The sequence below is a fragment of the Modestobacter sp. VKM Ac-2983 genome (assembly GCF_026967885.1).
Classification (GTDB): domain Bacteria; phylum Actinomycetota; class Actinomycetes; order Mycobacteriales; family Geodermatophilaceae; genus Modestobacter.
The window spans coordinates 744,144-768,981 of record NZ_JAPVBK010000003.1 but is presented as its reverse complement, the minus strand read 5'-3'; the positions used below and the strand labels follow the sequence as shown (position 1 = coordinate 768,981).

Genomic DNA, 24,838 nt, shown 5'->3' with positions numbered 1-24,838 from the left:
CCCTGTCACGGGTTCAGGCCGAGGGCCTGCATGCGGGCCGAGTGGGCGGTGGTGAGGCGCTGGAGCAGCCGGCCCACCCCGGTCAGGTCCCCGGTGCCGGCGATGAGCAGGTCGGCCAGTTGCTCGTGCTCGGCGATGACCGCCTGGGACTGGGTCAGCGCCTCGCCGACCAGCCGGCGTGCCCACAGCGCCAGCCGGCCGGTGAGGGTGGGATCGGCGGCGAGGGCGGCCCGGACCTCCCGGAGCGCGAAGTCGGCGTGCCCGGTGTCGGCGAGGACCTCCTCGACCAGCGCCCGGTCCGGCTGCGGCAGGAAGACCGCGACCTCGCGGTAGAAGTCGGTGGCCAGCCCGTCACCGACGTAGGCCTTGACCAGCCCCTCCAGCCAGGTGCTGGCCCGGGTGCCGTCGTGGAAGGCGTCCAGCGCGGCGACGAACGGGGCCATCGCCCGGGCCACGTCCACGCCGAGCTCGCGCAGTCGCTGGGTCAGCCGGTCGTGGTGCCCGATCTCGGCCGCCGCCATCCGGGCGAGGGCGGCGCGGCCCTCGAGCGTCGGCGCCAACCGGGCGTCCTCGGCGAGCCGGTCGAACGCGGTCAGCTCGGCGTAGGCCAGCACGCCCAGCAGGTCGATGACCGCCGGCTCAGCGGCCGGTCGACCGGGGCTCTCCTCGACGCTGGTCACGGCTCCCCCTCCTGGTGCGCCACCGGCGCGGGTGCGCCGTCGGCCGCCGTCGCGACACCTTCGGGCCCGTGTCGCACGGCAGCCCAGCGAGGCTAACGGGCTGGTCACGCTAGGATGGAATCGGCGGGCCGCCAGGCTCGTTGTTCCTGCGCAACCTCCGTGTGCGCTGATGACCGCCGGATCACCTCCTCGAGGCCGGCCCTCCGAGGGCCGTCTCCCGGGCAGTCTGCACTCGACGCCCGGTCTGCTGGCCGCGTCGGCGCTTGGATCGAACATCCCGGAACCGACCCCCGGGACCGGCGAGCGAGTCGGGCAACGCTGGAACTCGAGACCGAGTTCGGGCACCGACGACGCACCGCGGTCCCCCACCAGACCGAGGCGAGAGAACTGACCTCCACCGAGAACACCCCCACCGCCAGCAGCACCACCGCCGCTCCGGAGCTGGAGCACGCCGAGACCGGCGCGCCCGCTCCCGAGGAGCTCGAGCAGCAGGTCGAGGAGCTGGGCGGCGCGCCCGTCGCCCCCGACAGCCCGCTGTTCAGCGACTTCGACGTGCACCCCGACATCGTGGCCGCGCTGGCCGAGGTCGGGATCACCCGCACCTTCGCCATCCAGGAGCTGACGCTCCCGCTCGCACTGGCCGGCAACGACCTCATCGGGCAGGCCCGCACCGGCACCGGCAAGACGCTGGGCTTCGGCGTCCCGCTGCTGCAGCGCGTCGTCCCGCCGGCCGAGGGCGGCGACGGCGTGCCGCAGGCCCTCGTCGTCGTCCCCACCCGTGAGCTGTGCGTCCAGGTCTCCCGAGACCTGTCCGCCGCCGGCGCCAAGCGCGGCATCCGGGTGCAGGCCATCTACGGCGGCCGCGCCTTCGAACCGCAGGTCGCCGCGCTGCAGGCCGGCGTCGAGGTCGTCGTCGGCACCCCCGGCCGGCTGCTCGACCTGGCGCAGCGGGGAGACCTGATCCTGGGCAAGGTCCGCGGCCTGGTCCTCGACGAGGCCGACGAGATGCTCGACCTGGGCTTCCTGCCCGACATCGAGCGCATCCTCGCAATGGTCCCGGACAAGCGGCAGACGATGCTCTTCTCCGCGACGATGCCCGGCCCGATCGTCACGCTCTCGCGGTCCTTCATGACCCAGCCCACGCACATCCGGGCGCACGGCAACGACGAGGGCTCGACGGTCCCGCAGACCACGCAGTTCATCTACCGGGCGCACAACCTGGACAAGCCCGAGTTGCTGTCCCGGGTCCTGCAGTCCCGGGACCGCGGCCTGGTGATGGTCTTCTGCCGCACCAAGCGGACCGCGCAGAAGGTCGCCGACGAGCTCGTCGACCGCGGGTTCGCCGCGGCCGCCGTGCACGGTGACCTCGGTCAGGGCGCCCGCGAGCAGGCGCTCCGCGCCTTCCGGGCCGGCAAGGTCGACGTGCTGGTCGCCACCGACGTCGCCGCCCGCGGCATCGACGTCACCGGGGTCAGCCACGTCGTCAACTACCAGTGTCCCGAGGACGAGAAGACCTACGTGCACCGGATCGGCCGCACCGGCCGGGCCGGCAGCACCGGCGTCGCCGTCACCCTGGTGGACTGGGACGACATCCCCCGCTGGCAGCTGATCAACAAGGCCCTGGACCTGGACTTCGCCGACCCGCCGGAGACCTACTCCACCTCGCCGTGGGTCTACAGCGAGCTCGACGTGCCGACGACGGCGACCGGGCGGCTCCCCCGGGGCCAGCGCACCCGCGAGGGCCTGGGCGCCGAGACCCTCGAGGACCTCGGGGAGACCGGCAAGCGCCAGCGCGCCGGCGGCACCTCCTCCGGCCCGGGCCGCAGCAGCTCCCCCGCCGAGGACGACCAGCCCACGGTCGGGCCGCCCAAGAGCCGCCCGCGGCAGCGCACCCGGGGCAGCGGCGCCGCCGCCGCCGGGGCCGCGGCGGCGATCGACGGCCCTGGCGCCGAGAGCGGGTCTCCCGCCATGGCCGCGTCCACGGACGGCGGTGAGGACGGCCGGCCACGGCGTCGCCGCCGTCGCGGTGGCCGCGGCGGCAGCGGCGGCGGCGCCGAGCCCTCGGCCTGAGCCATCACCACCGCATGACCCTGGTACGTCGCCTGCCGCTGCGCGTGTGGGCATGGACGGCGGTCACCCTCGTGGTGGCCGCCGTCGCCGTCCTGCTGTGGCGCACGTCCGACGTCGCAGCGACCTCCCGGACGACGGCCGCGCCGGCCGCCGTCCCCGACGAGACGCCGGCCGCCGAGCTCGCGCAGGCGTGGTCGGCGGCCACCGGCCCGGCACCGCGGCAGGCGGTCGAGAGCGGCCGGGTGCTGGTCACCGACGAGCACGGGGTGGCCATGCTGGATGCCGCGACCGGTGACGAGGCCTGGCACTACCGGCGGGCCAACGCCACCCTCTGCGACGCGACCGCGGTCGACGGCATCGTGGTGGTGGCCTTCCGCACCACGGGGCGTTGCAACGAGCTGACCGGGCTGGACGCCTCGACCGGAGCCCGGGAGTGGTATCGCAACGTCCGGTTCCGCACCGACGTCGACCTGGCCAGCACCGACCAGATCCTGCTCGCCAGCAGCCCGACCGGGATCGTCACGATCGACCCGGCGGGCGACAACACCCGGTGGCGCTACGCGCCGCCGGAAGGCTGCCGGATCGTCGGGTCCGACGTCGGTGGTTCCGGGGTGGTCGTGCTGCAGCGGTGCAGCGGCCTGGCGGCGGTGCAGGTGCGGTTGCTCGACGGGTTCGCCGGCGACGTCATCTGGACCCGCGACCTGGACGTCGGCGACGCCACCCCACGACTGGCCGGGGTCGACCGGCTGGTCGACGTCGTGGTCGGCGACCGGGTGCACGTCCTGTCCCCGGTCGACGGCACGCCGCTCGGCGAGGTCCCGCTCCCCGCCCTGCCGGCCGGGAGCGAGGCCGCGACCGAGCCGCTGCAGCAGGTCGGCGTCGACGACGTGGCCCTGCTCTGGGCACGTGGTCAGCTGCTGGCCCTGGACCAGGCGACCGGGCTGCCGCGCTGGCAGGTGCCCGCGCGCGGGCTGCCCGCGACCGGGGACGGCGGGGCCGTCACCGTGCCGGAGGAGGGCGCGTTCGTGCAGCGCGACCTCGCCGACGGGACCGAGCTGGCGCGCTGGTCCACCGCCGACGCCGTCCCCGCCGGGGGGCGCACGTCGCTGGTCGGTCCGGTCGTCGTCTACGTCACCCCCGCGCAGGTGTCCGCACACCGGTAGTCACCCGTGGCGGCGCGGGGCCGGACGGCGGGGCACACTCGGGTCATGGTCCTGCCTGGTGGCTCCGAGCACACCGCCCCCGACGACCTCCGCCAGCTGGCGGTGCACGACGCAGCCCGGGTGACCTTCCCCGGCCGGGCCGGCCCGATCGCCGCGCTGGACACCGGCGCCTGCGACGGCCCGACGGTGCTGCTGGTGGCCGGCTACACCGGCAGCAAGGAGGACTTCGCACCGCTGCTGTCGCCGCTCGGCGAGGCCGGGGTGCGGACGGTGGCGATGGACCAGCGCGGGCAGTACGAGTCGCCCGGCCCGGACGACCCGGCGCAGTACTCGGTGGCCGACCTCGCGGCCGACGTGGTCACCGTCGCCCGCCAGCTGCACGAGGAGACCGGCGGCCCGGTGCACGTGCTCGGGCACAGCTTCGGCGGCCTCGTCGCCCGGGCAGCGGTGCTCGCCGAGCCGGCGCTGTTCGACTCGCTCACCCTGCTGGGAAGCGGCCCGGCCGCACTGACCGGCCCCCGGGCCGAGCTGTTGGACCACCTGCCCCCGCTGCTGGAGGCCGGTGGCGTCCAGCTGGTCAGCGACACCCTGGACCAGCTGGCGATGACCGACCCGCAGGCCCAGGCGGTCCCGGCGCCGACCCGGGCGTTCCTCACCCGCCGGTTCCTGGCCAACACCGCCGCGGGGCTGCTGGGGATGGCCGACGCGATGCTCGCCGAGCCCGACCGGGTGGCCGAGCTGGCCGCGACCGGGGTGCCGGTGCTGGTGGCCCACGGCGTCGCCGACGACGCGTGGAGCCCGGCGGTGCAGGCCGAGATGGCCGCGCGGCTGCACGCCCGGCACGAGGTCATCCCGCAGGCGGTGCACTCCCCCGCCATCGAGAACCCGGCCCGCACGCTGCAGGTGCTGGTCTCCTTCTGGAGCGATCCCCGCGGCTCGCTGGCCACCGCCGCCGACGACACCGCCGGCGCGCTGCGATGAAGCCGACCCCGTCGATCAAGGACTTCACCGAGCGGGAGGACCTGCTCGGCTTCTTCGGGCCGGACAGCGTCACCTGGCGGGTGCACAGCGACCCGGCGTTCTCGGTGGGCGGCATCCGGGCCCTGCTGCTGCAGGCGCTGCACCCGGTGGCGATGGGCGGCGTCCACCAGTTCTCCACGGCCTTCGCCGAGGACCCCTGGGCACGGCTGACCCGCACGGCCGAGTACGTCGCGACGCTGACGTTCGGCACCCGGCGGGACGCGCTCCGCCAGGTCCGCCGGGTGCGCGGGCTGCACCGCGGGAAGTCCGGCGTCGAGGAGACCACCGGCCGGCACTTCAACGTCGACGACGCCGACCTGCTGCTCTGGGTGCACAACTGCGAGGTCGACTCCCTGCTGTCCACCGCCCGCCGGGCCGGGGTGCCACTGACCGACGCCGACGCCGACCGGTACGTCGAGGAGCAGGTGGTCGCCGCGGTCCTGGTGGGAGCCGAGGAGGCCGACGTGCCGCGCACGGTCGCCGAGCTCGAGGCCTACTTCGACCGGGCCCGGACCCAGCTGGCCGTCACGCCCGCGGCGCGCACCGCCTCCCGTTTCATCCTGGTGCCGCCGATGCCGGGCTGGGTGCAGCTGCTGACCCCGGCCCGTCCCGCGTGGAGCACGCTGGCCTCCCTCGGCGCTGCGACGCTGCCCGGCTGGGCCCGCCGGCTCTACGGTCTGCCGGGGTTCGGGGTCACCGACACCGCGGCGACCGCCGGGCTCAAGGCCTTCCGGCAGACGACGCTGGCGGTGCCGGCGCGGGTGCGCGAGTCGCCGATCGTGCGAGCCGCCCGGGACCGGGTGGCCGCGTTGGAACCGCTCAGCGCCTGAGCGGGCGGCTCCGCAGCGGGTCGTGCCGGGCTGCTGCGGCCGCCAGCAGGAAGGCCACCGGCAGGAAGAACAGGCCGACCCCCAGACCCAGCACCAGCGACCAGCCGAGCACGACGGCCGCGGCACCCCAGGTGACCACCCGGGCGTACCGGCTGCCCGACGCGAGCACCGCGATCAGACAGACGAGGGCCGGCAACCCCAGCAGCACGACGGTGAGGACGCCCGAGTCGCGCCAGACCTCCGCGCCCAGCCACCCGGCGATGACGACGGCGAGGCCGAGCGCGGACCACCGCAGCACCGCCCGACCTCCTCGCTCGTCCGCCGTCAGGTACCCGAGTCTGGTCATCCGCCGGTGCCGGGGCAAGCCGGTCACCTGGTGCCGGGCAGCAGCACCCGGCGTGCGGCAGTGTGGACGGCGTCGGCCACCCGGTCCAGCGACGGCGACCGCAGCCGCCACTGCTGCCAGTGCAGGACGACGTCGACCGCACCGGCCGGGTCGAGCACCACCAGGCCGCCCTCGGTGTCCTGCAGGTCGGGGACCATCCCCCAGCCCATGCCCAGTCGCACCGCGGTCAGGAAGTCGGCCGAGGAGGGCACGAAGTGCATCGGCGGCTGCGCGGGATCCACCCCGCGGGCTCGCAGGTGCGCGTGCTGCAGGTCGTCGCTGCGGTCGAAGACGACGACCGGCGCCCGGGCCAGGGACTCGGCCGTCCCCCCGTCGGAGAACCAGCGACGGGCGAAGGCGGGCGCGGCCTGCGGCCGGTACCGCATGCTGCCCAGCCGGGTCGCGCTGCAGCCGGGGACGGGGGCGGCGTCGCCGGTGACGGCGGCCATCACCGTCCCGGACCTCAGCAGCGCACTGGTGTGCGCCTGGTCGGCCCGGTGCAGGTCGAGGACGAGCTCACCGGCCAGCGGCGCCAGCGCGGGCAGCACCCAGGTGGCCAACGAGTCGGCGTTGACCGCGATCGGCAGGCTGACCCGGCCGTGCCCGGTGCCGTCCAGCTCGCGGGTGGCGTCGGCGGTGAGCAGGTCGATCTGCCGGGCCAGCCGGAGCAGCGCCTGCCCGGACTCGGTGGGCTGCACCGGCCTGCTCCGCACGAGCAGCACCCGGCCGGTCGTGGTCTCCAGGGCCTTGATCCGCTGGCTGATCGCCGAGGGGGTGACGTGCAGCGCACCCGCGGCGGCGTCCAAGGTGCCCGTGCGGACGGTCGCCTCCAGGGCGCGCAACTGAGCCAGGTCGAGGTCCATGTCACCATCAGACACGCTTCAGGTGCGTGAGGAAAGTGAGCTGGCCTGTCGGATGACGCCGACCTAGCGTGCTGGTCATGTCCTCCGCTCTTCTCGCCGCTGCCGCCGGACTGGGGCTCGGGCTGTCGCTGATCGTGGCGATCGGCGCGCAGAACGCGCTCGTGCTGCGGCAGGGGCTGCGCAGTGAGCACGTCGCCGCGGTGGTCGCCGTCTGCCTGCTCTCCGACGTCGTGCTGATCACCGCCGGGGTCGGTGGCGCCGGTGCACTGGTCGCCCGGGCGCCGGGCGTGGTCACCGTGGTCTGTTTCGCGGGGGCGGCGTTCCTGCTGGTCTACGGGCTGCTGGCCGCCCGGCGGGCGTGGCGCCCGGCCGCGCTGCTCCCCGACTCCAGCGGCGCCCGTGCCGGGCTGATGGCGACCGTCTCCACCGCCCTGGCGCTGACCTGGCTCAACCCGCACGTCTACCTGGACACGGTCGTGCTGCTCGGCTCGCTGGCCAGCACCTACGACGACCGCCGCTGGTGGTTCGGCGCCGGGGCGGCCGTGGGGAGCGCGGTCTGGTTCGTCGGGCTCGGCTACGGCGCGCGGCTGCTGCGGCCGGTCTTCGCCCGCCCGCGCTCCTGGCAGGTCCTCGACGCGGGGATCGCCGTGGTCATGGTCGCGCTCGCGGCGTCCCTCGCGGTCCGCGGCGCGACCGGCGGCTGAGCGTTGTGCGCCGGGCGGCTCCGGCGCTACGGTCGCCGGCATGACTGCCGGGTCGGCCTCGAGCCGTGAGCGAGTCGGGTACCCGGCCCGCACGTGACCCCGGGGCGGCCTCGCGGGCCGCCCCCGCCAGGACCCTCCCGCGCACCGTGTCCACCCCGGTGCCGCCCCGTCACACCACGTCTTGAGCCCCGGCCTGAGCCGGTTCCCCCCGCGCACTCCCCGGCCCCTCGCGCGGCCGGTCCCTCACCTCTCGGAGCACCCGTGCCCACTGCTGCCCTGCACCACATGATCGTCCCGGTCACCGACCGGGACGCCGCCGTCGACTGGTTCGTCGATCTGCTCGAACTGCGCGAGCCCTACACGGACGGGTTCTTCCGGTCCGTGCAGCTCGACGACACGATCGTGCTGAACTTCGCCCCCGCGCCGTCGGCGGAGCCGCTGCACCTGGCCTTCCTGATCGGCGAGGACCACTTCGACCGGGTCCGGGCCCGCTTCGACGCCGACGGGACGCCGTACACCGCCGACCCGCCCGGGCGCCGTCCTGGCGAGGTGGGCGAGGTCAACCCCGACGGCAGCGGACGGCGGCTGTACTTCCGCGGCCCGGACGGCCACCTGCTGGAGGTGCTGACGGCCCGCTACACCGACGTCCCGGCCGGCTCGGCAGCCGGCTGACTCACTCGGCCGGCGCCGTCACCGGCTCGGTGGGCAGGAAGCTCCACGTCTCCCGGGCCGGGGCGGCCGCCTGGCCGGTCGGGCAGCTGGAGCGGAAGTCGCACCAGCTGCACTGCTGGCCGGGCACCGGCGGGAAGGCCTCGTCGGCGTCCGCGCCGGCGGCGAGCGCCTCAGTGGCGGTGCCGATGTCGGCCGCGATGTCCTCGGCCCGCCGCACGTGGTTGGCCAGCGACCGGTCGGTGTGCTCGAAGGCGGCCACGGTGCCCGAGGGCAGGTGGTGCAGCTCGACCCGGTTGCACGGCCGGCGCAGCGTGCGCCGGACGCCCAGCACGTAGAGCGCCAGCGCCGGTGACCCGCGCGCCTCGTCCTCGGTGCTGGGCACGCGGCCGGTCTTGTAGTCCACGACCACCAGCTCGTCGCCGCGGCGGTCGATCCGGTCGACCCGGCCGGACAGGGCGAGCGCCTCGGTGGTGGCGCCGACCGTGCGCTCGGTGCCGGCCGGCTCGTCGGTGGGGTCGAGCTCGGCCACGTAGTCGGTGATCCAGGCCGCCGCCCTGGCCCGCCACTGCGCGGCCTGCTCGTCGTCCCGGAACCCGGCTCGCGACCAGCCGCTGTACAGCAGCTGCCGGGCCGCGGCCGGGGTGCGCTTCTCCACCGGCAGCTCCCACCACGAGCGCAGCGCCGCGTGCACCGCCGAGCCGACGGTGTTGTGCGCCCACGGCGGGCCCTTCGGCGGGCTCGGCCGGGTGAGGTAGCCGAACCGGTAGCGGCGCGGGCAGTCGGCGAAGGTGGCCAACTTGCTCGGCGTGCAGGAGAACAGCCGCTTGGGCATGCCCGGCATCTCGAGTTGGTCGCTCACCGCGTTCCCCCCGTCGTCACGCCGCCACGGTAGCCGCGGCCACCGACAGGATCAGTCGGCGAGCGCGGCGCTGCCGGTGCCTGCCGCCAGCAGCGCCTCGAACTGCGCCGGGTCGGTGGTGCAGGCGCCGATCGGGGTGCGCTTGTTGGTGCCGTGGTAGTCGCTGGACCCGGTCTGGATCAGCCCCAGCCCGGCGGCCAGGGCTCGCAGGTAGGCCCGCTGGTCGGGCGTGTGGTCGGGGTGCTCGACCTCCAGGCCGAGCAGCCCGGCGGCGGCCATCTCGGCGATCGCGTCGTCCCCGACCACCCGGCCCCGCGACGTCGCCAGGCCGTGCGCGAACACCGGCACCCCGCCGGCGGCGCGGACGAACCGGATGCCGTCGAGCACGTCGGTGTCGGCCTTGGTCAGGTAGTAGGGGCTGCCGTGGTGCAGCAGCGTGGCGAAGGCGTGGTCGACCGAGTCGACGACGCCGGCGTCGACCAGCGCCCGGGCCACGTGCGGCCGCCCGACCACCCCGCCCTCGCTGCGCGCGACGATCTCCGCCCAGACGATCGGGTAGCCGTCGGCGGCGAGCGCGGTCACGATCCGCTCCCCCCGGCTGAGCCGCTCCTCGCGCAGCCGCACCCGCTCGGCGGCGAAGGCGGGGTGCAGCGGGTCGAACAGGTACGCCAGCAGGTGCACGCTGATCGGCGTCTCACCGGCCGGGAAGTACCGGCAGGACAGCTCCATCCCCGGCACCAGCGTCAGCCCGGACGGGCGCGCCTGCTCGGCCAGGGCCCAGCCGGCGGTGGTGTCGTGGTCGGTGAGGGCGACGACGTCGAGACCGGCCGCGGCCGCGGTGGCGACCAGCGCGGCGGGGCTGTCGGTGCCGTCGGAGACCGAGGAGTGGGTGTGCAGGTCGATGCGCACGCCCCCAGCCTGCCGCACCGGTGCACCATGCGTCGCGGCGCGGTCGCGAGGACCGGTCAGGACGGTGGGCGGGTGCGCCGGATCGGGGCGGTGTCGTGCCGGCGCCCCGACTGCAGAGGGGGCGGCATGTGCTGCTCGGGAGCTGCCTCGGCACCCCGGTCGTCGGCGTTCATCGACCCGTCGGCCTCCTCGTCGGAGCTCACCGGGTTGGTGGAGAAGTCGGTGCCGAACATCAGCTCCGACAGGCGCTTGTACAGCGCGTTGGCGTGCGGCAGGTAGGTGATCTCGTCCAGGCCCTGCGCCTGGCCGGCGGACTCGAACCGGAAGGTGCCGTAGCCCAGCACCTGTCCCCAGCCGGTCTCCTTCCAGGTCAGGTCGGTGATCCGGCGCAGCGGCATGACGGCGACCGTCCGGATGAACACCCCGGAGGTCATCAGCACCCGCCGCCGGGTGATCAGGAAGTGCCGGACCCACCACTCCCCGACGTGCAGGCCGAGGTAGAGCAGCGAGCCGAGGACCACGACCAGACCGAGGACGGTGGAGAACCCGCTGTCCGGGTCGAGCTGGAGGAACCACACCCCGACCGCGAACGCCGGGACGCCCCGGAGCGCCGGGCGCGCCAGCACCGCCGGGTGGCGGCGGGTGGCGATGACCGGTGGCTCATCGGGGAGCAGGTACTTCTCGGCGTCCTTGCCCCAGCGGGGGCGTCTCGAGCGGGGGCCGGACACGGCCGCGCTCAGACCAGTGATTCCACGAAGGCCGACAGGGAGTCGGCCGCGTCACTGAGCGCGCCACCGGCACTGCGCACGATGCCGGCTGCGTCCTCGGGCCGCTGGATCACGTAGAAGACGACGAAGGCGATCGCCAGCCAGATGAGCACCTTCTTCAGCAAGGTCGCACCGTTCCCTTCCTCAGGTGGCCAGGCGGACCCGGCAGCGACCAGGCGAGCGGGCCGACGGCGGTACACCTCGACGGCCGTCCGGACCGCGGACCCATGGGTAACAGCAGCCCCACCCGGAACACCACTCGCCACGCCGAGGGCGTGTCGAACGGATCCACTCCGGCCGGTTCGCCCCGCCCGTTCAGCGGCCGGGCAGCAGCCGATCGGTCATCGGGCCGAGCGGGAGGTCGGGGTAGACCCGCTCCCGCAGGTCCAGCAGCGCGAGGTCCTCGGCCAGCAACCAGGCCGCCGATGCCGGCCAGGTGACCAGCCACAGCCAGACGCCGTGCGCCTCCCCGACGTAGGCGGCCCGGTCGTCGCCCACCGGCACGAGCCACAGCGGCACCCGCTGCCCGGCGGCCTCGACCGCGACGGTGGAGGGGCCGGCACCGACGAGCTCTCCCGGGTCGACGCCGGGCAGCCCGGCGTAACCGCAGCCGAGGCCCGTGCCGGGCTCCTCGGCCACGAGCACCAGTTCGGCGGAGCCACCCAGCGGCGCCGGGCCGGCGCAGGCGACGACGATCGCCCGGGCCCCCGGCTCACCGCCCCAGGCCAGCCCGGTGACCGCCCACCCGCCGGGCATCGGGTCCGGGACCCACGCCGGCACCCGGGCATCGGCGCACACCGCGCTGATCGCGTCGTGGGCGACCACGGCGGTGTGGTGCAGCGGGGTGACGGCTGCGTGCACGTGGCACCAGCCCTCGTCGGCCGAGCCGGGGCGGACGACCAGCACCTCGCCGCAGCGCGGGCACACCGGGGAGACACTCATCGCCGCTCACCGTCCTGTTCTGCCGTGGGTTCGTCAAGCATCGCCTCAGCGTCCCGCCGTCCCGGGCACCGGGTCCCCGGCCGCCCGTACCCTTCCCGAGGTGGACGACCCGCGACCGGAGGTGGCGTGCGTCGGCGCCGTGGTGCACGACGAGCGGGGCCGCCTGCTGCTGATCCGCCGGGGCCACGCCCCGAGCGCGGGCCTGTGGTCGGTGCCGGGCGGGCGGGTGGAGACCGGTGAGTCCGAGGCCGACGCCGTCGTGCGGGAGACCGCCGAGGAGACCGGGGTGGCCGTGCGCCCGGTGCGGGTGCTGGGCCGGGTCCGGGTCGACGGGGACGGCGTCGTCTTCACCGTCACCGACTGGTGGTGCACGGTGACCGAGCCCGGGCGGCAGCCGGTGGCCGGGGACGACGCCGACGACGCCGCCTTCGTGGACGCCGCCGGGCTGACCGCGCTGGACATGGCCCCCGGCGTGCTCACCGCACTGTCCGGCTGGGGCGTGCTCCCCCGCTGAGCTCGCGAGCACCCGGAGCCGCACTCACCTGGAGTCCGACGGCGGCAGCAGCGGCGGTGAGAACACCTGGTCGATGGGGAGCGGCCCGACGTACCGCTGACAGGTGCAGGGGACCTGCTTGTACGCGGTGGGCTCCTTGTCGGAGTCGTACTCGAGCGGGTCACCGTTCATCATCCCGTGGCACCGCCCGGTCTCCGCGTTGTGCATCGACATGCCGTGACCGCACCCGCAGATCGCCTGGATCGGCTTGGGAGCCCGGTGGCGTCGCCCCTGCACGTAGCCGATGGCCTGCCCCAGCAGCACCGCCCCCACCCCGACGAGGATCGAGATCGCGTCCATCACGTACCGCCCGCTGTGCCGTCGCAGTGGCCGGCGCCGTCCGCCGACACGGGGTGCCCCGGGCCGGTCACCGCCGGACGGGCTCGGGACGCCCGGGCTGCTCCCCGCCGCGGGCCTCGGCGTGGGAGCGCTTGGGCACCATCACCTTCCGGCGGAAGACGCAGACCACGGTGCTGTCCTGCTTGTAGCCGATCGTCTCGACGTGGACGATGCCGCGGTCGTCCTTGGAGCGGGACTCCGTCTTGTCCAGCACGGTGGTCTCGCCGTAGACGGTGTCGCCGTGGAAGGTCGGGGCGACGTGCTTGAGCGAGGAGACCTCGAGGTTGGCGATCGCCTTGCCCGAGACGTCGGGGACGCTCATGCCGAGCAGCAGTGAGTAGACGTAGTTGCCGACGACCACGTTCTTGCCGAAGTCGGTGTTCTCCGCCGCGTAGTGGGCGTCCAGGTGCAGCGGGTGGTGGTTCATGGTCAGCAGGCAGAACAGGTGGTCGTCGTACTCGGTCACCGTCTTGCCGGGCCAGTGCTTGTAGGTGGCGCCGACCTCGAACTCCTCGTAGTACCGGCCGAACTGCATCTGGCTGCTCCCGCTGGTCGACATCGGGCGACGGACGACGCAGGTGGGACTGCCGGGGCCCCGGGTGCGCGCGTGCGCCCCGGCTGCCCGCCACGGAGCGACGATGACCCGTCTGGACGGGCGCCGATCCTACGATGGCCCGGTGCACCTGCAGTCCGCCCCTGACCTGCCGGCCGAGGCCGAGGTCGAGCGCCTGACCCCCGGCGGGCGACGCATCCGGCTGGCTGCCGCCGCGATCGTGCTGGCCCTGCTGCTGGCCGGCACCGTGTGGGGGGACGACGACACCTTCCCCTTCGGGCCGTTCCGGATGTACTCCACCCGCGCGAACCCCGACACCCCGGTCGTCTCCACCCGGGTGGTCGGGCTGACCACCACGGGTGAGGAGGTCCGCCTCTCCGGCGGCGAGGTGGGGCTGCGCCGGGCCGAGTTCGAGGGCCAGCTGCCCCGCGTCTTCCGGGAGCCCTCGCTGCTCGGGCTCCTCGCCGACTCCTACGCCGAGCGCAACCCCGACGCTGAGGAGCTGGTCGAGGTGCAGGTGGTGCAGCGCCGCATCGACCTCGAGGACGGTCAGCGGACCGGTGAGGTCAGCGACCGGGTGCTGATCGAGCACCAGCTGGAGGACGGCGAGTGAGCACCGCCTCGACCGCCTCACGCGCTGCCGCGCCGGTCCGGCCGGAGGAGGCCCCCGCGGTCCCCGGCACCCGCCGCTGGTGGTTCCGCCCGGTGCCGCTGGCCCGGATCGCGGTCTTCCGGGCGATCGCCTACCTCTTCATCCCGGTCGACGTCTTCCTCACCACGGCGTGGGTGCGTGCCCACGCCGACGTGCCCACCGACTGGTACGCGCCGCTGCTGGTCGGCCGGCTGCTGGACCTGCCCACCCCGACGCACACCCTCGTGCTGGTCGTCCAGTGGGCACTGGTGATCGCCGCGGTGGCCGCCGCCACCGGCCGTGCGCCGCGGCTGCTCGGCCTGGCCGTCTTCCTCCTCTACTCGGAGTGGATGGTCATCGCGATGAGCTACGGGAAGGTCGACCACGACCGGATCGCCTTCCTGATCGCCCTGGCCGTGCTGCCGACGATCGGCCGGGCGCGGCTGCGGGACCGGCGCTCCTCGGAGGCCGCCGGGTTCGCGATGGCGGCCGTGCTGGTCACCGTGATGCTCACCTACTTCCTCGCCGCCTGGGCGAAGATCCGGTTCGGCGGCTGGGACTGGGCGACCGGTGCCACGCTGACCCGCGCGCTGGTCCGCCGGGGCACCGACCTGTCGATGTGGACGCTGGACGTCGCCTGGCTGCTGCCGACGGCGCAGTGGGTGATGATCGTGCTCGAACTGGCCGCGCCGCTGATCCTGCTGGTGCGCACCGACCGGGCCCGGATCGCGCTGGTGCTCTTCCTGCTCGGCTTCCACGCGATGGTCTACGCCGGGGTCACGATCATCTTCCTGCCGCACTGCATCGCGATCCTGTCGATCCTGCCGTGGGAGCGGCTGTCGGTGCTCCAGCGCCGGGACACCCTGGGCGACGTCCCAGCGGTGCCCGGGAGCCCCGTCCCAGGCTGACGGGCACGGCCGGGCCCGTCAGCAGCGCACCGCCTGCGTCGGCGTCCGACCGGCCGGCCGGCCGGCCGACGTCAGAGCATCGCGCCGATCCGGGCGGCCATCTCGGCCTCGTGCTGCTGGTACGCGGAGGCGACGCTGGTCAGCAGCTGGCCCATGCCGGTGAGCGCCTCGCTCATGCCCTGACTGGACAGTCGCCACTTCTCGTACAGCTCGCTGAACTGGACCGCGGCCTGGCTGTCGGTCCAACCCTCCAGCACCGAGCTGTTGATCCCGGCGGACAGCGTGGCGTGCCGGGCCGAGGTGTCGGCGGCCTCCGCCCGGCACTGTCCTGCCATCGTGTTCAGCGTCGCGATGTCGACCTTCATGGCTGCTCCTCACCTGCCGGGGACCTCCCGGCGGGCTCCGAACCTAGGGCCGCCCGAGCGGGCGGGACCGCAGCTGTCCACAGCCGGCCGCGCCGTCCACAGATGCTCGTCGAGGCCCCCGCGACGCCGCCGGCCGGCGGCACCATGACCGGGTGTCCAGCTCCCCGGTGCGGTGTCCCGCATGACGACGGCGCCCGTCGAGCAGACCGTCCGCTGCTGGACGCTGCAGGCCCCCGACGGCGTTCTCGACGTCGAGGTGCGAGCACCGGACGGAGCCGTGCTCGGCGACGTCCTGGCCGGGTTCTCCGAACAGCTCCACCTCCCGCCGGCTCAGCTCTGGTCCGGGTCGAGTGCGCTGCCGGCCAGCACCCCGCTGGTGTCCGAGGCCCTGCGCCACGGCGCCCTCCTGGGGTGGGGCCGCCCGGGGCCCCGGGAGCCGGCCGAGGGCGGTGCGCTCGAGCTGCACGTGGTGGCCGGGGCGGACGCCGGCCGCACGGTCGCGCTCGGCCAGGGTGCGCTCGTCGTCGGCCGCGGCGCGACGTGCGGGCTGACCCTCGAGGACCCGGACGTCTCGCGCCGTCACGTCGTCGTCTCGGTGGCCGAGGGACGGGTCACGGTCGCCGACCTCGGGTCCTCCAACGGCACCGCGCTGACCGACCGCACCGGTGCGGTCTCCGCAGTGGGCACGGCCGACCAGGAGTGGCCGGTGGACGCGACGCTCCGGCTGGGTGCCAGCGCCCTGCGGCTGACCGGCCCACGCGGCGCCGGCCTGCAGTCCGCTGCCGCACCGGCAGGACGGGTGCACGTCCGCCCGCTCCCCTGGTCCCCGCCGGCTCCGGCGAGCACGACGGTGCTCCGGCCGGCGGCCCCGCCGGAGCCGGCACGGCGACGGCTGGGCTGGGTCGCCGTCGCGCTCCCGGCGGTCGGCGGGGTGCTGATGGCCTGGCTCCTCGCCACGCCGCACTTCCTCTTCTTCGCCCTGCTGAGCCCGGTCGTCGCCGTGGCCAGCTGGACGTCGGACCGGCTGTCCGGCCGCCGCGGCCACCGCCGGGAGGTGGCTGCGCACGCAGTGGCGCTCGCCCGGGCCGACGCCGAGCTCGGCCGGGCGGTCGCCGCCCACCGCGCGGCGCAGGAGGCCGCGCACCCCGACCTCGCCCTCCTGGCCGCCGCCGCGCGTCGGCGCAGCAGCCCCCTGTGGTCCCGGACCGGTTCGGCCGCCGCTGCGCTCAGCGTGCGGCTGGGCACCGGCCCGGGCCCCACCTCGGTGACCAGCGCCGAGCCCGGTGGGGACCGTGCCACCGTCCCGGGCGAGCACCTGCCGGTGGCGCTGCCCCTCCAGGACGGGGCCGGCCTGGGCATCGTCGGGCCGCGGGCAGCGGCCCTCGGCGTGGTCCGTGCACTGGTCTGCCAGCTGGCCGTCCTGGTCCCTCCCTCGGGTCTGCGGGTGGTGCTGGTGGCGGGCCGGGACCACCTCGCGGACTGGCGGTGGTGCCGCTGGCTGCCCCAACTGCAGGGGGTGATCGTCCCGGGCGAGCCCGTCCCCGACCGGTTGCTGGCCGCGCTGTCCGGTGCCCCGGCCGCCGGCGAGGGCGCCCCACCCCGGACGGTGGTCGTGCTGGACGGCCCGATCGACCCGGCGACCGCCGCCCTGGTCGCGGGCTCCGCTGCCCACGCCGTACGGCTGGACCTCGCCGGGACCGAGGCCGCCCTCGCGTTGCCGGCGCTGGCCCGGCTGCAGGTCGCCGGGGAGACCGGCACCGGAGGTCGGCTGCGACTGCCCGGCGCCGACCAGGAGCGGTTCGTCGATCTCGACGCGGTCGGCGCGGGGACCGCCGACCGGATCGCCCGGGACCTGGCCCGGCTCGCCGTCCCGGCGTCCGCCGGCGAACTGCCCGACACGGCCCGGCTGCTCGACCTGCCGACCGCCGGGCTCCGGCTGGACCCGCGGGACAGCCAGGCGTCCGGCACCTGGGACCGGGATCGCAGCCGCCTGCTGGCCACCCTGGGCGCCACCGGCGAGGGACCGGTCCGGATCGACCTGGTCGCCGACGGTCCGCACACGCTCGTCGCCGGCACGACCGGCTCGGGCAAGTCCGAGCTGCTGCAGACCCTCGTCGCCAGCCTGGCCCAGCACCACCCACCGGACCGGTGCAGCTTCCTGCTCATCGACTACAAGGGCGGAGCCGCCTTCGGCGAGGCGGCGACGCTCCCGCACACCGTGGGGATGCTGACCGACCTGGACACCCAGTCCACGGCGCGGGCGCTGCGGTCCCTGTCCGCGGAGCTGACCCGCCGGGAACGCCTGCTGGCCGAGCACGGTGTGCGCGACCTCGCGGCCCTGCCGGCACCGGTCGCCGCCAGCCGCCTGGTGATCGTCGTCGACGAGTTCGCCACCCTGGCCGAGGAGCTCCCGGGCTTCGTCACCGGCCTGGTCGGCATCGCCCAGCGCGGCCGGTCGCTGGGCGTCCACCTGGTGCTGGCCACCCAGCGTCCGGCCGGTGTGGTCAGCCCGGAGATCCGGGCCAACTGCTCGCTGCGGATCTGCCTGCGCACCACAGACGAGGGTGACGCCCGTGACGTGCTCGGCAGCACCCTGCCCGCACACCTGCCCCCCGACCGCCCGGGCCGGGCGTACCTGCGGACCGGCAACGGGCCGGCCGTGCTGCTGCAGGTGGCGCGGGTCTCCGGCCGCTCGGCGCCGGTGGGTGCGCCGCTGGCCGTCGCGCGCCGTCACTGGCCGTCGCGGCCGGGGCCGGCGCTGTCCGCGCCACCCGTCGGCGGGGCCAGCGACCTGCAGCGTCTGGCCGCGGCGCTCGGGGCACGGGCACGGGCGGACGCCATCGACCCGCCGCACCGGCCCTGGCTCCCCCCGCTGCCCGACCAGCTCCCCGCCACGGCGCTCGACCGCTGGGCGCCGGCGGCACCGGCGTCCCGGCTCCGACTCGGCCTCCGCGACTCCCCCGACGCGCAGCTCCAGGCACCGCTGGAGCTCGACCTGGACGCCGGTGGCGGGTGGCTGGTGGTGGGCGGTCCCCGCAGCGGACGGACCACCGCGCTGCGCACCGTGCTGGGCGAGGCCGTCCACCACCTGCCGCCCGGTGGCCTGCAGGTGCACGTGCTCGACCACGGGGGTGGCGGCCTCGTGACCCTGGCGGCGGGCCTGCCGCACACCGGCACGGCCGTCGGCCGGGACGACCCACACCGCACCGTGCGGCTGCTCGCCCGGTTGACCGAGGAGGTGGACCGGCGCCGCGGCGGTGGCGCGGCGCCCGCGCCGCTGCTCCTGCTGCTGGTCGACGGCTACGAGAGCGTGGCCGCGCAGGTCGAGGCGGCCGATCCCGCCACCGGGGCGGCGGCACTGCTGCGGCTGGCGCGGGACGGTGCTGCCGTCGGCCTGACGGTCGCCCTGACCGCCGAGCGCGCCGTCCCCGGTGGACGACTGGCGGGCTCCGTCCGAGAGCGCCTGGTGCTGCCGTTGCCCGACCGGGCCGACTACGCGGTGGCCGGTGTGGCCGCGCGTGCGGTGCCGGGCCACCGGCCGCCGGGGCGCGCCCTGGTCGGCGAGGACGCCGCGGAGTGCCAGCTGGCGCTGCCCCGTACACCTGTCGTGCCCGCGGCCGACCTGCCGGGGGCGTCGTGCACCGAACCGCCGCTGCGGGTGGTCGAGCTGCCCGCCGACCCTGGTCTGCCCCTGCCCGCTCCGGCACCCGCCGGCAACGGACGGGGGACGTGGTGGTTACCGGTCGGCCCAGGCGGTGACGGCGGGGAGGCGGTCGGCGTGGACCTGGCCCGCACCGGCGGCCTGCTGGTGGTCGGCCCACCGGGCAGCGGCCGGTCCAGCGCGCTCCGGGCCTTCGGCAGCCACGCTCGGTCGGCCGGTGTGGCCGTGCTCGAGCTGGTCAGCGCACCCGCACCGGTCACCGGTGAGGGCGGCGGCGAACCGTTGCACCTGCCCGTCCCGCTGTCCGGGACGGACACGGCGGGGGTGCGCAGCTGGCTGGCCGGGCACGACGCGTCCCGGGTGCTCGTGCTCGCCGACGACCTGAGCTCGCTCTCCGCCGAGGTCGGGGACCTGCTGGCCTCGCTGAGCTCATCGACCGGTCGGGTGACGGTCGTCGGGGCCGGGACCGCCGCGGAGGTCGCCGGGGCCTTCCGTGGTCCGGCGGCCGCACTGCGCCGCAGCCGCACGGCCGTGCTGTTGCGGCCGGCACCCGGCGACGCCGAGATGCTCGGCCTCCGGGTGCCCCGGACACCGCTGCCCCCGCGGCCTGGTTCGGGTTGGCTGGTGACCCCGCACGAGGTCATCCGGGTGCAGGTCGCCCGGCACCGCTCCGCACCGGGCGCGCGGTGACCGACCGGTCAGAGCAACTCGAGCGCCGGGCCGATCTCCTGGGTCGCGTACCAGGCGAGCTCGTGCCCCTCCGCCTGGTCGACGACGAACTGCGCCTCTTCGCTGCCCAGGTCGGCCTCCAGCACGACGGCGACCGCCGCGCGGACGTCCGCCTCGGCCTCGGCTCCGTCGACGTGCGCGCTGGCGATGTCGCCGGTGGCCAGGTCAGCCGTGGTCCGCGCGGCACCGGCGTCGGCGCCCTCGTCCTGGATGGGGGTCACCGAGGTCTCCGGGACGTCCGCGGCGAGGACCACCCGGCGGCGGGCGGCCAGCGGGTCGACGTCCATCAACCGCAGGCTCGCCCGCGCCGCGGCGAGCAGTGCGGCGTACTCGAGCTCCTCGTCGTCATCGCTGAGCTCGTAGAAGTCCCGCAGCTGCGGGGTGACCGTGAAGACCGTGTGCGGCCCCTCGAGTCGGCCCTCGTCGAGCAACCGTTGCAGCACGGTCGTCGTGGCCGGCAGGTACACGCGCACCGGTTCGCCTCCTCATGGTCGAGAGTTCCCAGCGACACCAACGCCGCCGACCCGACGATCTTCCCAGGCGCGCTGTGCGGGCCCACGGACGCACGCCCGGGCCGGGGATCAACCGGCCTCCGTCAGCGCGACGCCTCCACCAGGTAGGCGATCTCCTGCTCGATGAGGTCGGCCAGGTCGTCGACGTCGCTGACGCTGTCCCGGTCCGCGTTCAGCCCGAAGTAGACGGTGCCGTCGTAGCTGGTCAGCCCGATCGCCAGCCCCTGCCCCCGGACCAGGGGCACCACCGGGTAGACCTCGACCATCCGCGCCGGGCCGGCGTAGAGCGGCACCTGAGGGCCGGGCACGTTGGTGACGACCAGGTTGAAGAGCCGACGGGAGAGCCCGCTGGCGGCGCGGGCACCGAGGGCGTGCAGCGTCGGTGGGGCGAACCCCGAGAGGGCGCTGAGCGTGTCCGCCCCGACCGACTGCCCGCTGGGGGCCAGGCCCCGCATGGCGAAGCTGATCCGGGCCAGCCGCACCCGCGGGTTCGGCTCCCCCACCGGGAGGTCGACCAGGAAGGACCGGACTTCGTTGGCGCCGCCGTCCTCCTCGGCCCGCACCGACACCGGCACCAGCGCGCGGACCGAGGAGCTGCCCACCACCGGCTCACCCCGGGAGAGGAGCCACTCCCGCAGCGCGCCGGTCACCGAGGTCAGCAGCACGTCGTTGACCGTGCCGCCGTGCGCCTTGCGCACCAGCCGCAGGTCGGCCAGGTCGGCGCGGGCGACGGCCACCCGGCGCTGCCGTCCGATGGGCGCGTTCAGCGGGCTGACCGGCGCCGGGGACACCGCGGTGCGCGCCACCGCGGTCACCAGCCCACCGGCCACCCCGGCCAACCGCGTCGCGGTGGCGCGCAGGTCGCCCGCCGCCGTGCGGGCGGTCTCGAGCACCGCCGAAGGGCGCTGCAGGTACTCCTCCACCGCCTCCCAGACCAGGGCGGCCGACCCCGGCGGGCGGCGCGGGCGCCACTCGTCCGATGCGGCCGGCGCGGGGTCTGCCTCCGGGTCCGGGTCGAGGATCACCTGCCCGATGTCGATCGCCCCGAGACCGTCGACGAGCGCCGGGTGGGTCTTGGTCACCACCGCCGTGCGGTCACCGGCCAGCCCCTCGACGAGGTACATCTCCCAGAGCGGCCGGCTGAGGTCCAGCGGCCGGGCGGTCAGCCGGGCGACCAGGTCCAGCAACTGCGCCTCGGTGCCGGGCCGGGGCAGCGCGGAGCGTCGGACGTGGTACGTCACGTCGAAGTCGGGGTCGTCGACCCAGGCCGGGTTCGCCAGGTGGCCGGGCACCTCCAGCACCTTCTGCCGGTACCGGGGCACCAGTGGGAGCCGGGCGCGCACCAGTTCGATCAGGGCGTCGTGGTCCAGCGTCCCGGAGGGGCACTCCAGGACCAGCACCGCACCGACGTGCATGGGCGTGCCCGGTTCCTCCAGGTACAGGAAGGACGCGTCCAACGCGGTGAGCCGTTCGACCAACGTGACCTCCCTCACTGGTGCCGGGTCCACGCTACGGCCCCGGCATCACGGCCGGTCAGCCCACCCCCTGCCCGTCCCGGCAGGCGCGTCGGTCGTGGCGGCACGGCTCAGTGCGAACGCCGGCGCCGCCCGGCCGGCTCGGCGACCCCGCTGAGCTGGGCGGCCAGCGTGCGCAGCCCCGTGCGGAGCGGGGAGGCGGGGGCGACCTCCGCCAGGGTCCGTCCGGCTGCCAGAGCCGCGTCGGTGGCCCGCCGGTCGGCCGGGAGGAAGGCCCGGACCTCGCGGCCGGCGAAGCGGTTCAGCGCACCGGCGATCTCCTGCCGCGCGTCGCCGGGCACCGGACCCCGGCGCAGTTGGTTGACCACCACGACCGGCTCCACGTCCGGGAGCGCCTCGCGCAGCTCGGCCAGCGCCCGGACGGTGCGCTGGAGGGCGACCGGGTCGGCTCCGCCGATGCAGAGGACCACGTCGGCCTCCTCGAGCACGGTGAGGGTGGCTCCGTTCCGCCGTGGCGCGGCGGTGTCGAAGGAGAGCTCCTCGTCCTCCTCCAGGCAGAACCCGCAGTCGACCACGGTCAGCGAGGCCAGCCGCCGAGCCTCCTCGAGCACCACCGCGACCGCCTGCGGCCGCAGCTCGGGCCACCGGTCGGCCCGGGCCAGCCCGGTCAGCACCCGCAGGTCCGGGTGCACCGCCCAGGCCAGTCTCGCCAGCGCTGCGACGTCGAGCGTCCCGGCCGCCGCCTGCCGGGCGGCCGCTGCCACGCCGGGGGACTCGTCCAGCAGGCCGAGCACCTGCGCGACCACACCGCCGTACACGTCCCCGTCCACCAGCAGAGTGGAGACCCCGAGACGGGCCGCCTCGTCGGCGAGCCCGACGGCCACGGTGGTGCGACCGGGCGCGCCCGTCGGGCCCCAGACGGCCACGACCCGGCCCCGGCCGGCCGGGCGGGCCGACTCCTCGGGCGGCAGCCCCAGCACGGGCAGCGCCGACCGCGGGTCGCCCACGTCGTGGCCACCCACCGGCCCGCCGCGCACCGCGTCCCGGAGCGCGCGGGCGATCTCCTCGGCCGGGGCGTCGGCAGGCAGCACCCGCACGACGCCGAGCTGGCGGAGCCGGTCGGTCGCCCGGGTGTCCCCGGGTTCCACCAGACCGACGACCGCGATGCCGGCGGCGGTCAGCCGGGCCACCGCCGTGCCGTCCAGCCGGCGCAGCTCGGCCGACAGCAGCGCCGCCTGCCCGGTGCCGGTCGTCGCGGCGGCCAGCAGGTCGGCGACGTCGACGCAACGCCGGACGACGGTGACCCCGTGGTCCTCGCGGTCCAGCGCCCCGACGAGCTCGGACTCCCAGGACGCGCCGGTGACCGCGGTGAAGACCTGCAGGGCCATCAGTCCACCGGCCCGGCCGGGACGACCGCGGCCGGTGCGTCGCTGCGGTCGGCCGTGGGCCCACCCGTGCCGGGTGGAGCCTCGACGGAGTTCCGGACCACGACCACCAGGCCGCGCCCCCGGATCGAGGCGAGCACGTCGGCGGCGTCCTCGGCCGGCACGGCGACGACCACCTGCACGGTCGACGTGGCCGTGGAGAGGACGCCGTCCCCGCGCCCGGTGACCGCCTGCACCGGTGCAGCGGCGACGACGACGTCCACCCCGCCGCCGGTCGGCGCGGACCCGCCCACCACCGGGTCGGCCACGGCGTAGACGTCGACCACCTGCCCGCGGTCGAGCCCGGGAGGGACGTAGCCGGCCTGCACCGGGAGCGCGAGCTGCACCAGGTCACCCGGCTCCTCGAGCACCGATCGCGGCAGGAGCTCCCCGCCCCGCACCGCGCGGGCGAGCACCCGCCCCGCCGGGCGGGTGCTGGTGGCCAGGTAGGCCTCGGCGACGTCGTCCAGCCGGACGGAGACCGGGACCAGGTCGGCCTCGGACAGCACCGTGCCGGCCGCCAGGTCGCCGGCAGCCGACCAGACGGGCACGGTGGCGTCCGCAGCCGTCACCACCCGGGCGCCGACCAGGACCGAGCCCAGCACGAGCAGCACCCCGAGCACCAGCCGCAGGTCCAGCCAGCGGGGCGGGCGGACCCGACGCGCCGCCGGGCCGGGTGGAGCCGTGTCGGCGCGCACGGTGGACGGCGCCGCGGTGGGCGCGCTCATCGGTCGGTCATCCCTCGCCCTGTCTGTCCGTCTCGGGCCGGTCACCCGGCTGACCTCGCCGTACGCGGTCGCGGATGGGGATCATGACCGAGGGACGAACCGGTGCGCAGCGGTTGTCCACACCTTCGGGTGGACCATCCGGGCGCCATTCACCCGACTGCCACACTGGCGGGCACCTTCGACGGGAGAACTCCGACCCCATGGCCACCCAGCGCTTCCTGACCCTCGACGACGTCGCGGAGATCCTCAACGTCTCCTGGTCACAGGCCTACGCGCTGGTGCGCCGCAAGGAGCTGATCGCCATCCAGATCGGCGGGCGGGGTCAGTGGCGGGTCGAGAAGGACGAGCTGGAGCGCTTCATCCAGCAGAAGTACGCCGAGGCGCGATCGTCCGCCGTCGCCGAGGAGCCGGCCGCCGACGACGCCGAGGTGGACTCCCCGCGCTGAGCGAGCCGCTCAGCCGGCCGCCGGCTCCGACGTCCGGAGCGCGACGATCGCGTCCAGCGGCACCGCCCGGACCCCGGTGACCGCTCCACGGCGCCGGGGCTGGTCGATCGGGTGCTCGGCCACCTCCAGGAAGTCCGCCCCGACCCGGTCGACGGTCCCCGCCAGGACGGCGCCGTCCACCAGCAGGCAGTGCAGTGCGGCCCGGTCCCGGGCCAGCGCCCGAGCAGCCCGGCGGAGGTCCAGGGCCCGGTCGACGACACCGGCCGCGTCGGTCACGGCGGTCGCGGTGGTGAGCCCGGACACCGCGCTCACCGCACCGAGCGCGACGAGCACCTCGCGACGCTGGTGATCGACCAGGAGCACCCAGTCGACGCCGACGTCGACGAGCCGGCCGGCGAGCTCACCGGCACCGCGGGAGCTCAGCGAGACATCCTGCCCGGCCGAGCCCCGTAGCCGGTCGGCCAGCCGGACCCGTCCGTGCTCGGCGCGCGCCCGAGACGCCTCGTCGCCCTGTTCGGCGGCGGCCTCCTGCTCGGCCAACTGGCCCTCGAGGTCGGCGAACAACTGCTCCCAGCGCATGACCGGAGGTTAGCCCGTCCACAGATCCTTGCGTTTGGTTGCATTTGCTTTGCTTGGTGGTGTTTGGTCCT

General features: G+C 75.6%; 27 protein-coding genes. 11 read left to right on the top strand and 16 right to left on the bottom strand.

The features are described 5' to 3' along the window. Positions 1–5 precede the first annotated feature (5 nt). Complete coding sequence (locus O2W18_RS15675) at positions 6–680, bottom strand: ferritin-like fold-containing protein (RefSeq protein ID WP_269188398.1); 675 nt, start codon at positions 678–680, stop codon at positions 6–8. 159 nt (positions 681–839) lie between these two features. On the opposite strand from O2W18_RS15675, the gene O2W18_RS15670 reads away from it, so the two are divergent. From O2W18_RS15670 to O2W18_RS15655, 4 genes are read left to right on the top strand one after another with little or no spacing between them, the layout of a single operon-like run. Further along, positions 840–2,750 carry a DEAD/DEAH box helicase gene (locus tag O2W18_RS15670; RefSeq protein WP_269188397.1) on the top strand — a complete coding sequence of 637 codons (1,911 nt, stop codon included), beginning with the start codon at positions 840–842 and terminating at the stop codon, positions 2,748–2,750. A gap of 14 nt (positions 2,751–2,764) precedes the next feature. Further along, complete coding sequence (locus O2W18_RS15665; RefSeq protein WP_269188396.1) at positions 2,765–3,913, top strand: outer membrane protein assembly factor BamB family protein; 1,149 nt, start codon at positions 2,765–2,767, stop codon at positions 3,911–3,913. Positions 3,914–3,958: 45 nt separating this feature from the next. After that, entirely contained in the window at positions 3,959–4,894 is a 936-nt protein-coding gene (locus O2W18_RS15660; protein WP_269188395.1) for an alpha/beta fold hydrolase, read from the top strand. Beyond that, positions 4,891–5,763, top strand: coding sequence for an oxygenase MpaB family protein (locus tag O2W18_RS15655; RefSeq protein WP_269188394.1), 873 nt, complete (start codon positions 4,891–4,893; stop codon positions 5,761–5,763). Before O2W18_RS15660 ends, O2W18_RS15655 begins: the two co-directional genes overlap by 4 nt. Here O2W18_RS15655 and O2W18_RS15650 read toward each other — a convergent pair. Together O2W18_RS15650 and O2W18_RS15645 are read right to left on the bottom strand one after the other, a co-directional pair. Next, positions 5,753–6,061, bottom strand: a complete 309-nt coding sequence (locus O2W18_RS15650; protein WP_269188393.1) for a hypothetical protein — start codon at positions 6,059–6,061, stop codon at positions 5,753–5,755. The two genes, O2W18_RS15655 and O2W18_RS15650, sit on opposite strands and share 11 nt — an antisense overlap. A gap of 71 nt (positions 6,062–6,132) precedes the next feature. After that, positions 6,133–7,011, bottom strand: a complete 879-nt coding sequence (locus tag O2W18_RS15645; RefSeq protein WP_269188392.1) for a LysR family transcriptional regulator ArgP — start codon at positions 7,009–7,011, stop codon at positions 6,133–6,135. Between the two features lie 77 nt (positions 7,012–7,088). Between O2W18_RS15645 and O2W18_RS15640 the strand changes: the two genes are divergently transcribed. Both O2W18_RS15640 and O2W18_RS15635 read left to right on the top strand, forming a co-directional pair. Further along, the gene (locus tag O2W18_RS15640; protein WP_269188391.1) at positions 7,089–7,715 is read left to right on the top strand and encodes a LysE/ArgO family amino acid transporter; all 627 of its coding nucleotides are present in this window, start codon (positions 7,089–7,091) and stop codon (positions 7,713–7,715) included. A 261-nt stretch (positions 7,716–7,976) separates the two neighbouring features. Further along, a complete protein-coding gene (locus tag O2W18_RS15635) occupies positions 7,977–8,387 on the top strand; it encodes a VOC family protein (protein WP_269188390.1) in 411 nt (136 codons plus the stop codon). Position 8,388: 1 nt separating this feature from the next. On the opposite strand, the gene O2W18_RS15630 is transcribed toward O2W18_RS15635, so the two are convergent. From O2W18_RS15630 to O2W18_RS15610, 5 genes are all read right to left on the bottom strand, one after another. Continuing rightward, entirely contained in the window at positions 8,389–9,246 is an 858-nt protein-coding gene (locus O2W18_RS15630) for a RecB family exonuclease (protein ID WP_269188389.1), read from the bottom strand. 51 nt (positions 9,247–9,297) lie between these two features. Then, positions 9,298–10,155, bottom strand: coding sequence for a PHP domain-containing protein (locus tag O2W18_RS15625; RefSeq protein ID WP_269188388.1), 858 nt, complete (start codon positions 10,153–10,155; stop codon positions 9,298–9,300). A 56-nt stretch (positions 10,156–10,211) separates the two neighbouring features. Further along, entirely contained in the window at positions 10,212–10,883 is a 672-nt protein-coding gene (locus O2W18_RS15620; protein ID WP_269188387.1) for a PH domain-containing protein, read from the bottom strand. Positions 10,884–10,891: 8 nt separating this feature from the next. Continuing rightward, complete coding sequence (locus tag O2W18_RS15615; RefSeq protein WP_269158687.1) at positions 10,892–11,047, bottom strand: hypothetical protein; 156 nt, start codon at positions 11,045–11,047, stop codon at positions 10,892–10,894. Positions 11,048–11,237: 190 nt separating this feature from the next. Beyond that, positions 11,238–11,864 carry a DUF6758 family protein gene (locus O2W18_RS15610; RefSeq protein ID WP_269188386.1) on the bottom strand — a complete coding sequence of 209 codons (627 nt, stop codon included), beginning with the start codon at positions 11,862–11,864 and terminating at the stop codon, positions 11,238–11,240. Positions 11,865–11,964: 100 nt separating this feature from the next. Between O2W18_RS15610 and O2W18_RS15605 the strand changes: the two genes are divergently transcribed. Further along, complete coding sequence (locus tag O2W18_RS15605; RefSeq protein WP_269188385.1) at positions 11,965–12,378, top strand: NUDIX domain-containing protein; 414 nt, start codon at positions 11,965–11,967, stop codon at positions 12,376–12,378. 24 nt (positions 12,379–12,402) lie between these two features. Here the strand turns inward: O2W18_RS15605 and O2W18_RS15600 are convergent, their stop codons facing one another. Next, complete coding sequence (locus O2W18_RS15600) at positions 12,403–12,717, bottom strand: hypothetical protein (RefSeq protein WP_269188384.1); 315 nt, start codon at positions 12,715–12,717, stop codon at positions 12,403–12,405. Between the two features lie 67 nt (positions 12,718–12,784). Then, complete coding sequence (locus O2W18_RS15595) at positions 12,785–13,315, bottom strand: MaoC family dehydratase (protein ID WP_269188383.1); 531 nt, start codon at positions 13,313–13,315, stop codon at positions 12,785–12,787. A gap of 118 nt (positions 13,316–13,433) precedes the next feature. On the opposite strand from O2W18_RS15595, the gene O2W18_RS15590 reads away from it, so the two are divergent. Together O2W18_RS15590 and O2W18_RS15585 are read left to right on the top strand one after the other, a co-directional pair. Beyond that, entirely contained in the window at positions 13,434–13,922 is a 489-nt protein-coding gene (locus O2W18_RS15590; RefSeq protein ID WP_269188382.1) for a hypothetical protein, read from the top strand. Next, positions 13,919–14,848 (top strand): MFS transporter permease, encoded by a 930-nt coding sequence (locus tag O2W18_RS15585; protein ID WP_269188381.1) that lies wholly within the window; start codon positions 13,919–13,921, stop codon positions 14,846–14,848. The genes O2W18_RS15590 and O2W18_RS15585 overlap by 4 nt, the downstream gene beginning before the upstream one ends. A gap of 71 nt (positions 14,849–14,919) precedes the next feature. Here the strand turns inward: O2W18_RS15585 and O2W18_RS15580 are convergent, their stop codons facing one another. Next, positions 14,920–15,213, bottom strand: a complete 294-nt coding sequence (locus O2W18_RS15580) for a WXG100 family type VII secretion target (protein WP_269170697.1) — start codon at positions 15,211–15,213, stop codon at positions 14,920–14,922. 181 nt (positions 15,214–15,394) lie between these two features. Between O2W18_RS15580 and O2W18_RS15575 the strand changes: the two genes are divergently transcribed. Further along, positions 15,395–19,564 (top strand): FtsK/SpoIIIE domain-containing protein, encoded by a 4,170-nt coding sequence (locus O2W18_RS15575; protein ID WP_269188380.1) that lies wholly within the window; start codon positions 15,395–15,397, stop codon positions 19,562–19,564. Positions 19,565–19,572: 8 nt separating this feature from the next. Here O2W18_RS15575 and O2W18_RS15570 read toward each other — a convergent pair whose 3' ends face one another. From O2W18_RS15570 to O2W18_RS15555, 4 genes are all read right to left on the bottom strand, one after another. Next, on the bottom strand, positions 19,573–20,076 hold the full coding sequence (locus O2W18_RS15570) for a DUF6912 family protein (RefSeq protein WP_269188379.1): 504 nt from the start codon (positions 20,074–20,076) through the stop codon (positions 19,573–19,575). A 122-nt stretch (positions 20,077–20,198) separates the two neighbouring features. After that, positions 20,199–21,593: a WS/DGAT/MGAT family O-acyltransferase gene (locus tag O2W18_RS15565; RefSeq protein ID WP_269188378.1), complete on the bottom strand. Its 1,395-nt coding sequence runs from the start codon at positions 21,591–21,593 to the stop codon at positions 20,199–20,201. A gap of 107 nt (positions 21,594–21,700) precedes the next feature. After that, complete coding sequence (locus tag O2W18_RS15560) at positions 21,701–22,978, bottom strand: AAA family ATPase (protein ID WP_269188377.1); 1,278 nt, start codon at positions 22,976–22,978, stop codon at positions 21,701–21,703. Continuing rightward, positions 22,978–23,742: an SAF domain-containing protein gene (locus O2W18_RS15555; protein WP_269188376.1), complete on the bottom strand. Its 765-nt coding sequence runs from the start codon at positions 23,740–23,742 to the stop codon at positions 22,978–22,980. The genes O2W18_RS15560 and O2W18_RS15555 overlap by 1 nt, the downstream gene beginning before the upstream one ends. Before the next feature lie 200 nt (positions 23,743–23,942). Between O2W18_RS15555 and O2W18_RS15550 the strand changes: the two genes are divergently transcribed. Next, on the top strand, positions 23,943–24,188 hold the full coding sequence (locus O2W18_RS15550; protein WP_269188375.1) for a helix-turn-helix domain-containing protein: 246 nt from the start codon (positions 23,943–23,945) through the stop codon (positions 24,186–24,188). A 9-nt stretch (positions 24,189–24,197) separates the two neighbouring features. On the opposite strand, the gene O2W18_RS15545 is transcribed toward O2W18_RS15550, so the two are convergent. Further along, the gene (locus O2W18_RS15545; protein WP_269188374.1) at positions 24,198–24,767 is read right to left on the bottom strand and encodes a hypothetical protein; all 570 of its coding nucleotides are present in this window, start codon (positions 24,765–24,767) and stop codon (positions 24,198–24,200) included. Positions 24,768–24,838: the final 71 nt, after the last annotated feature.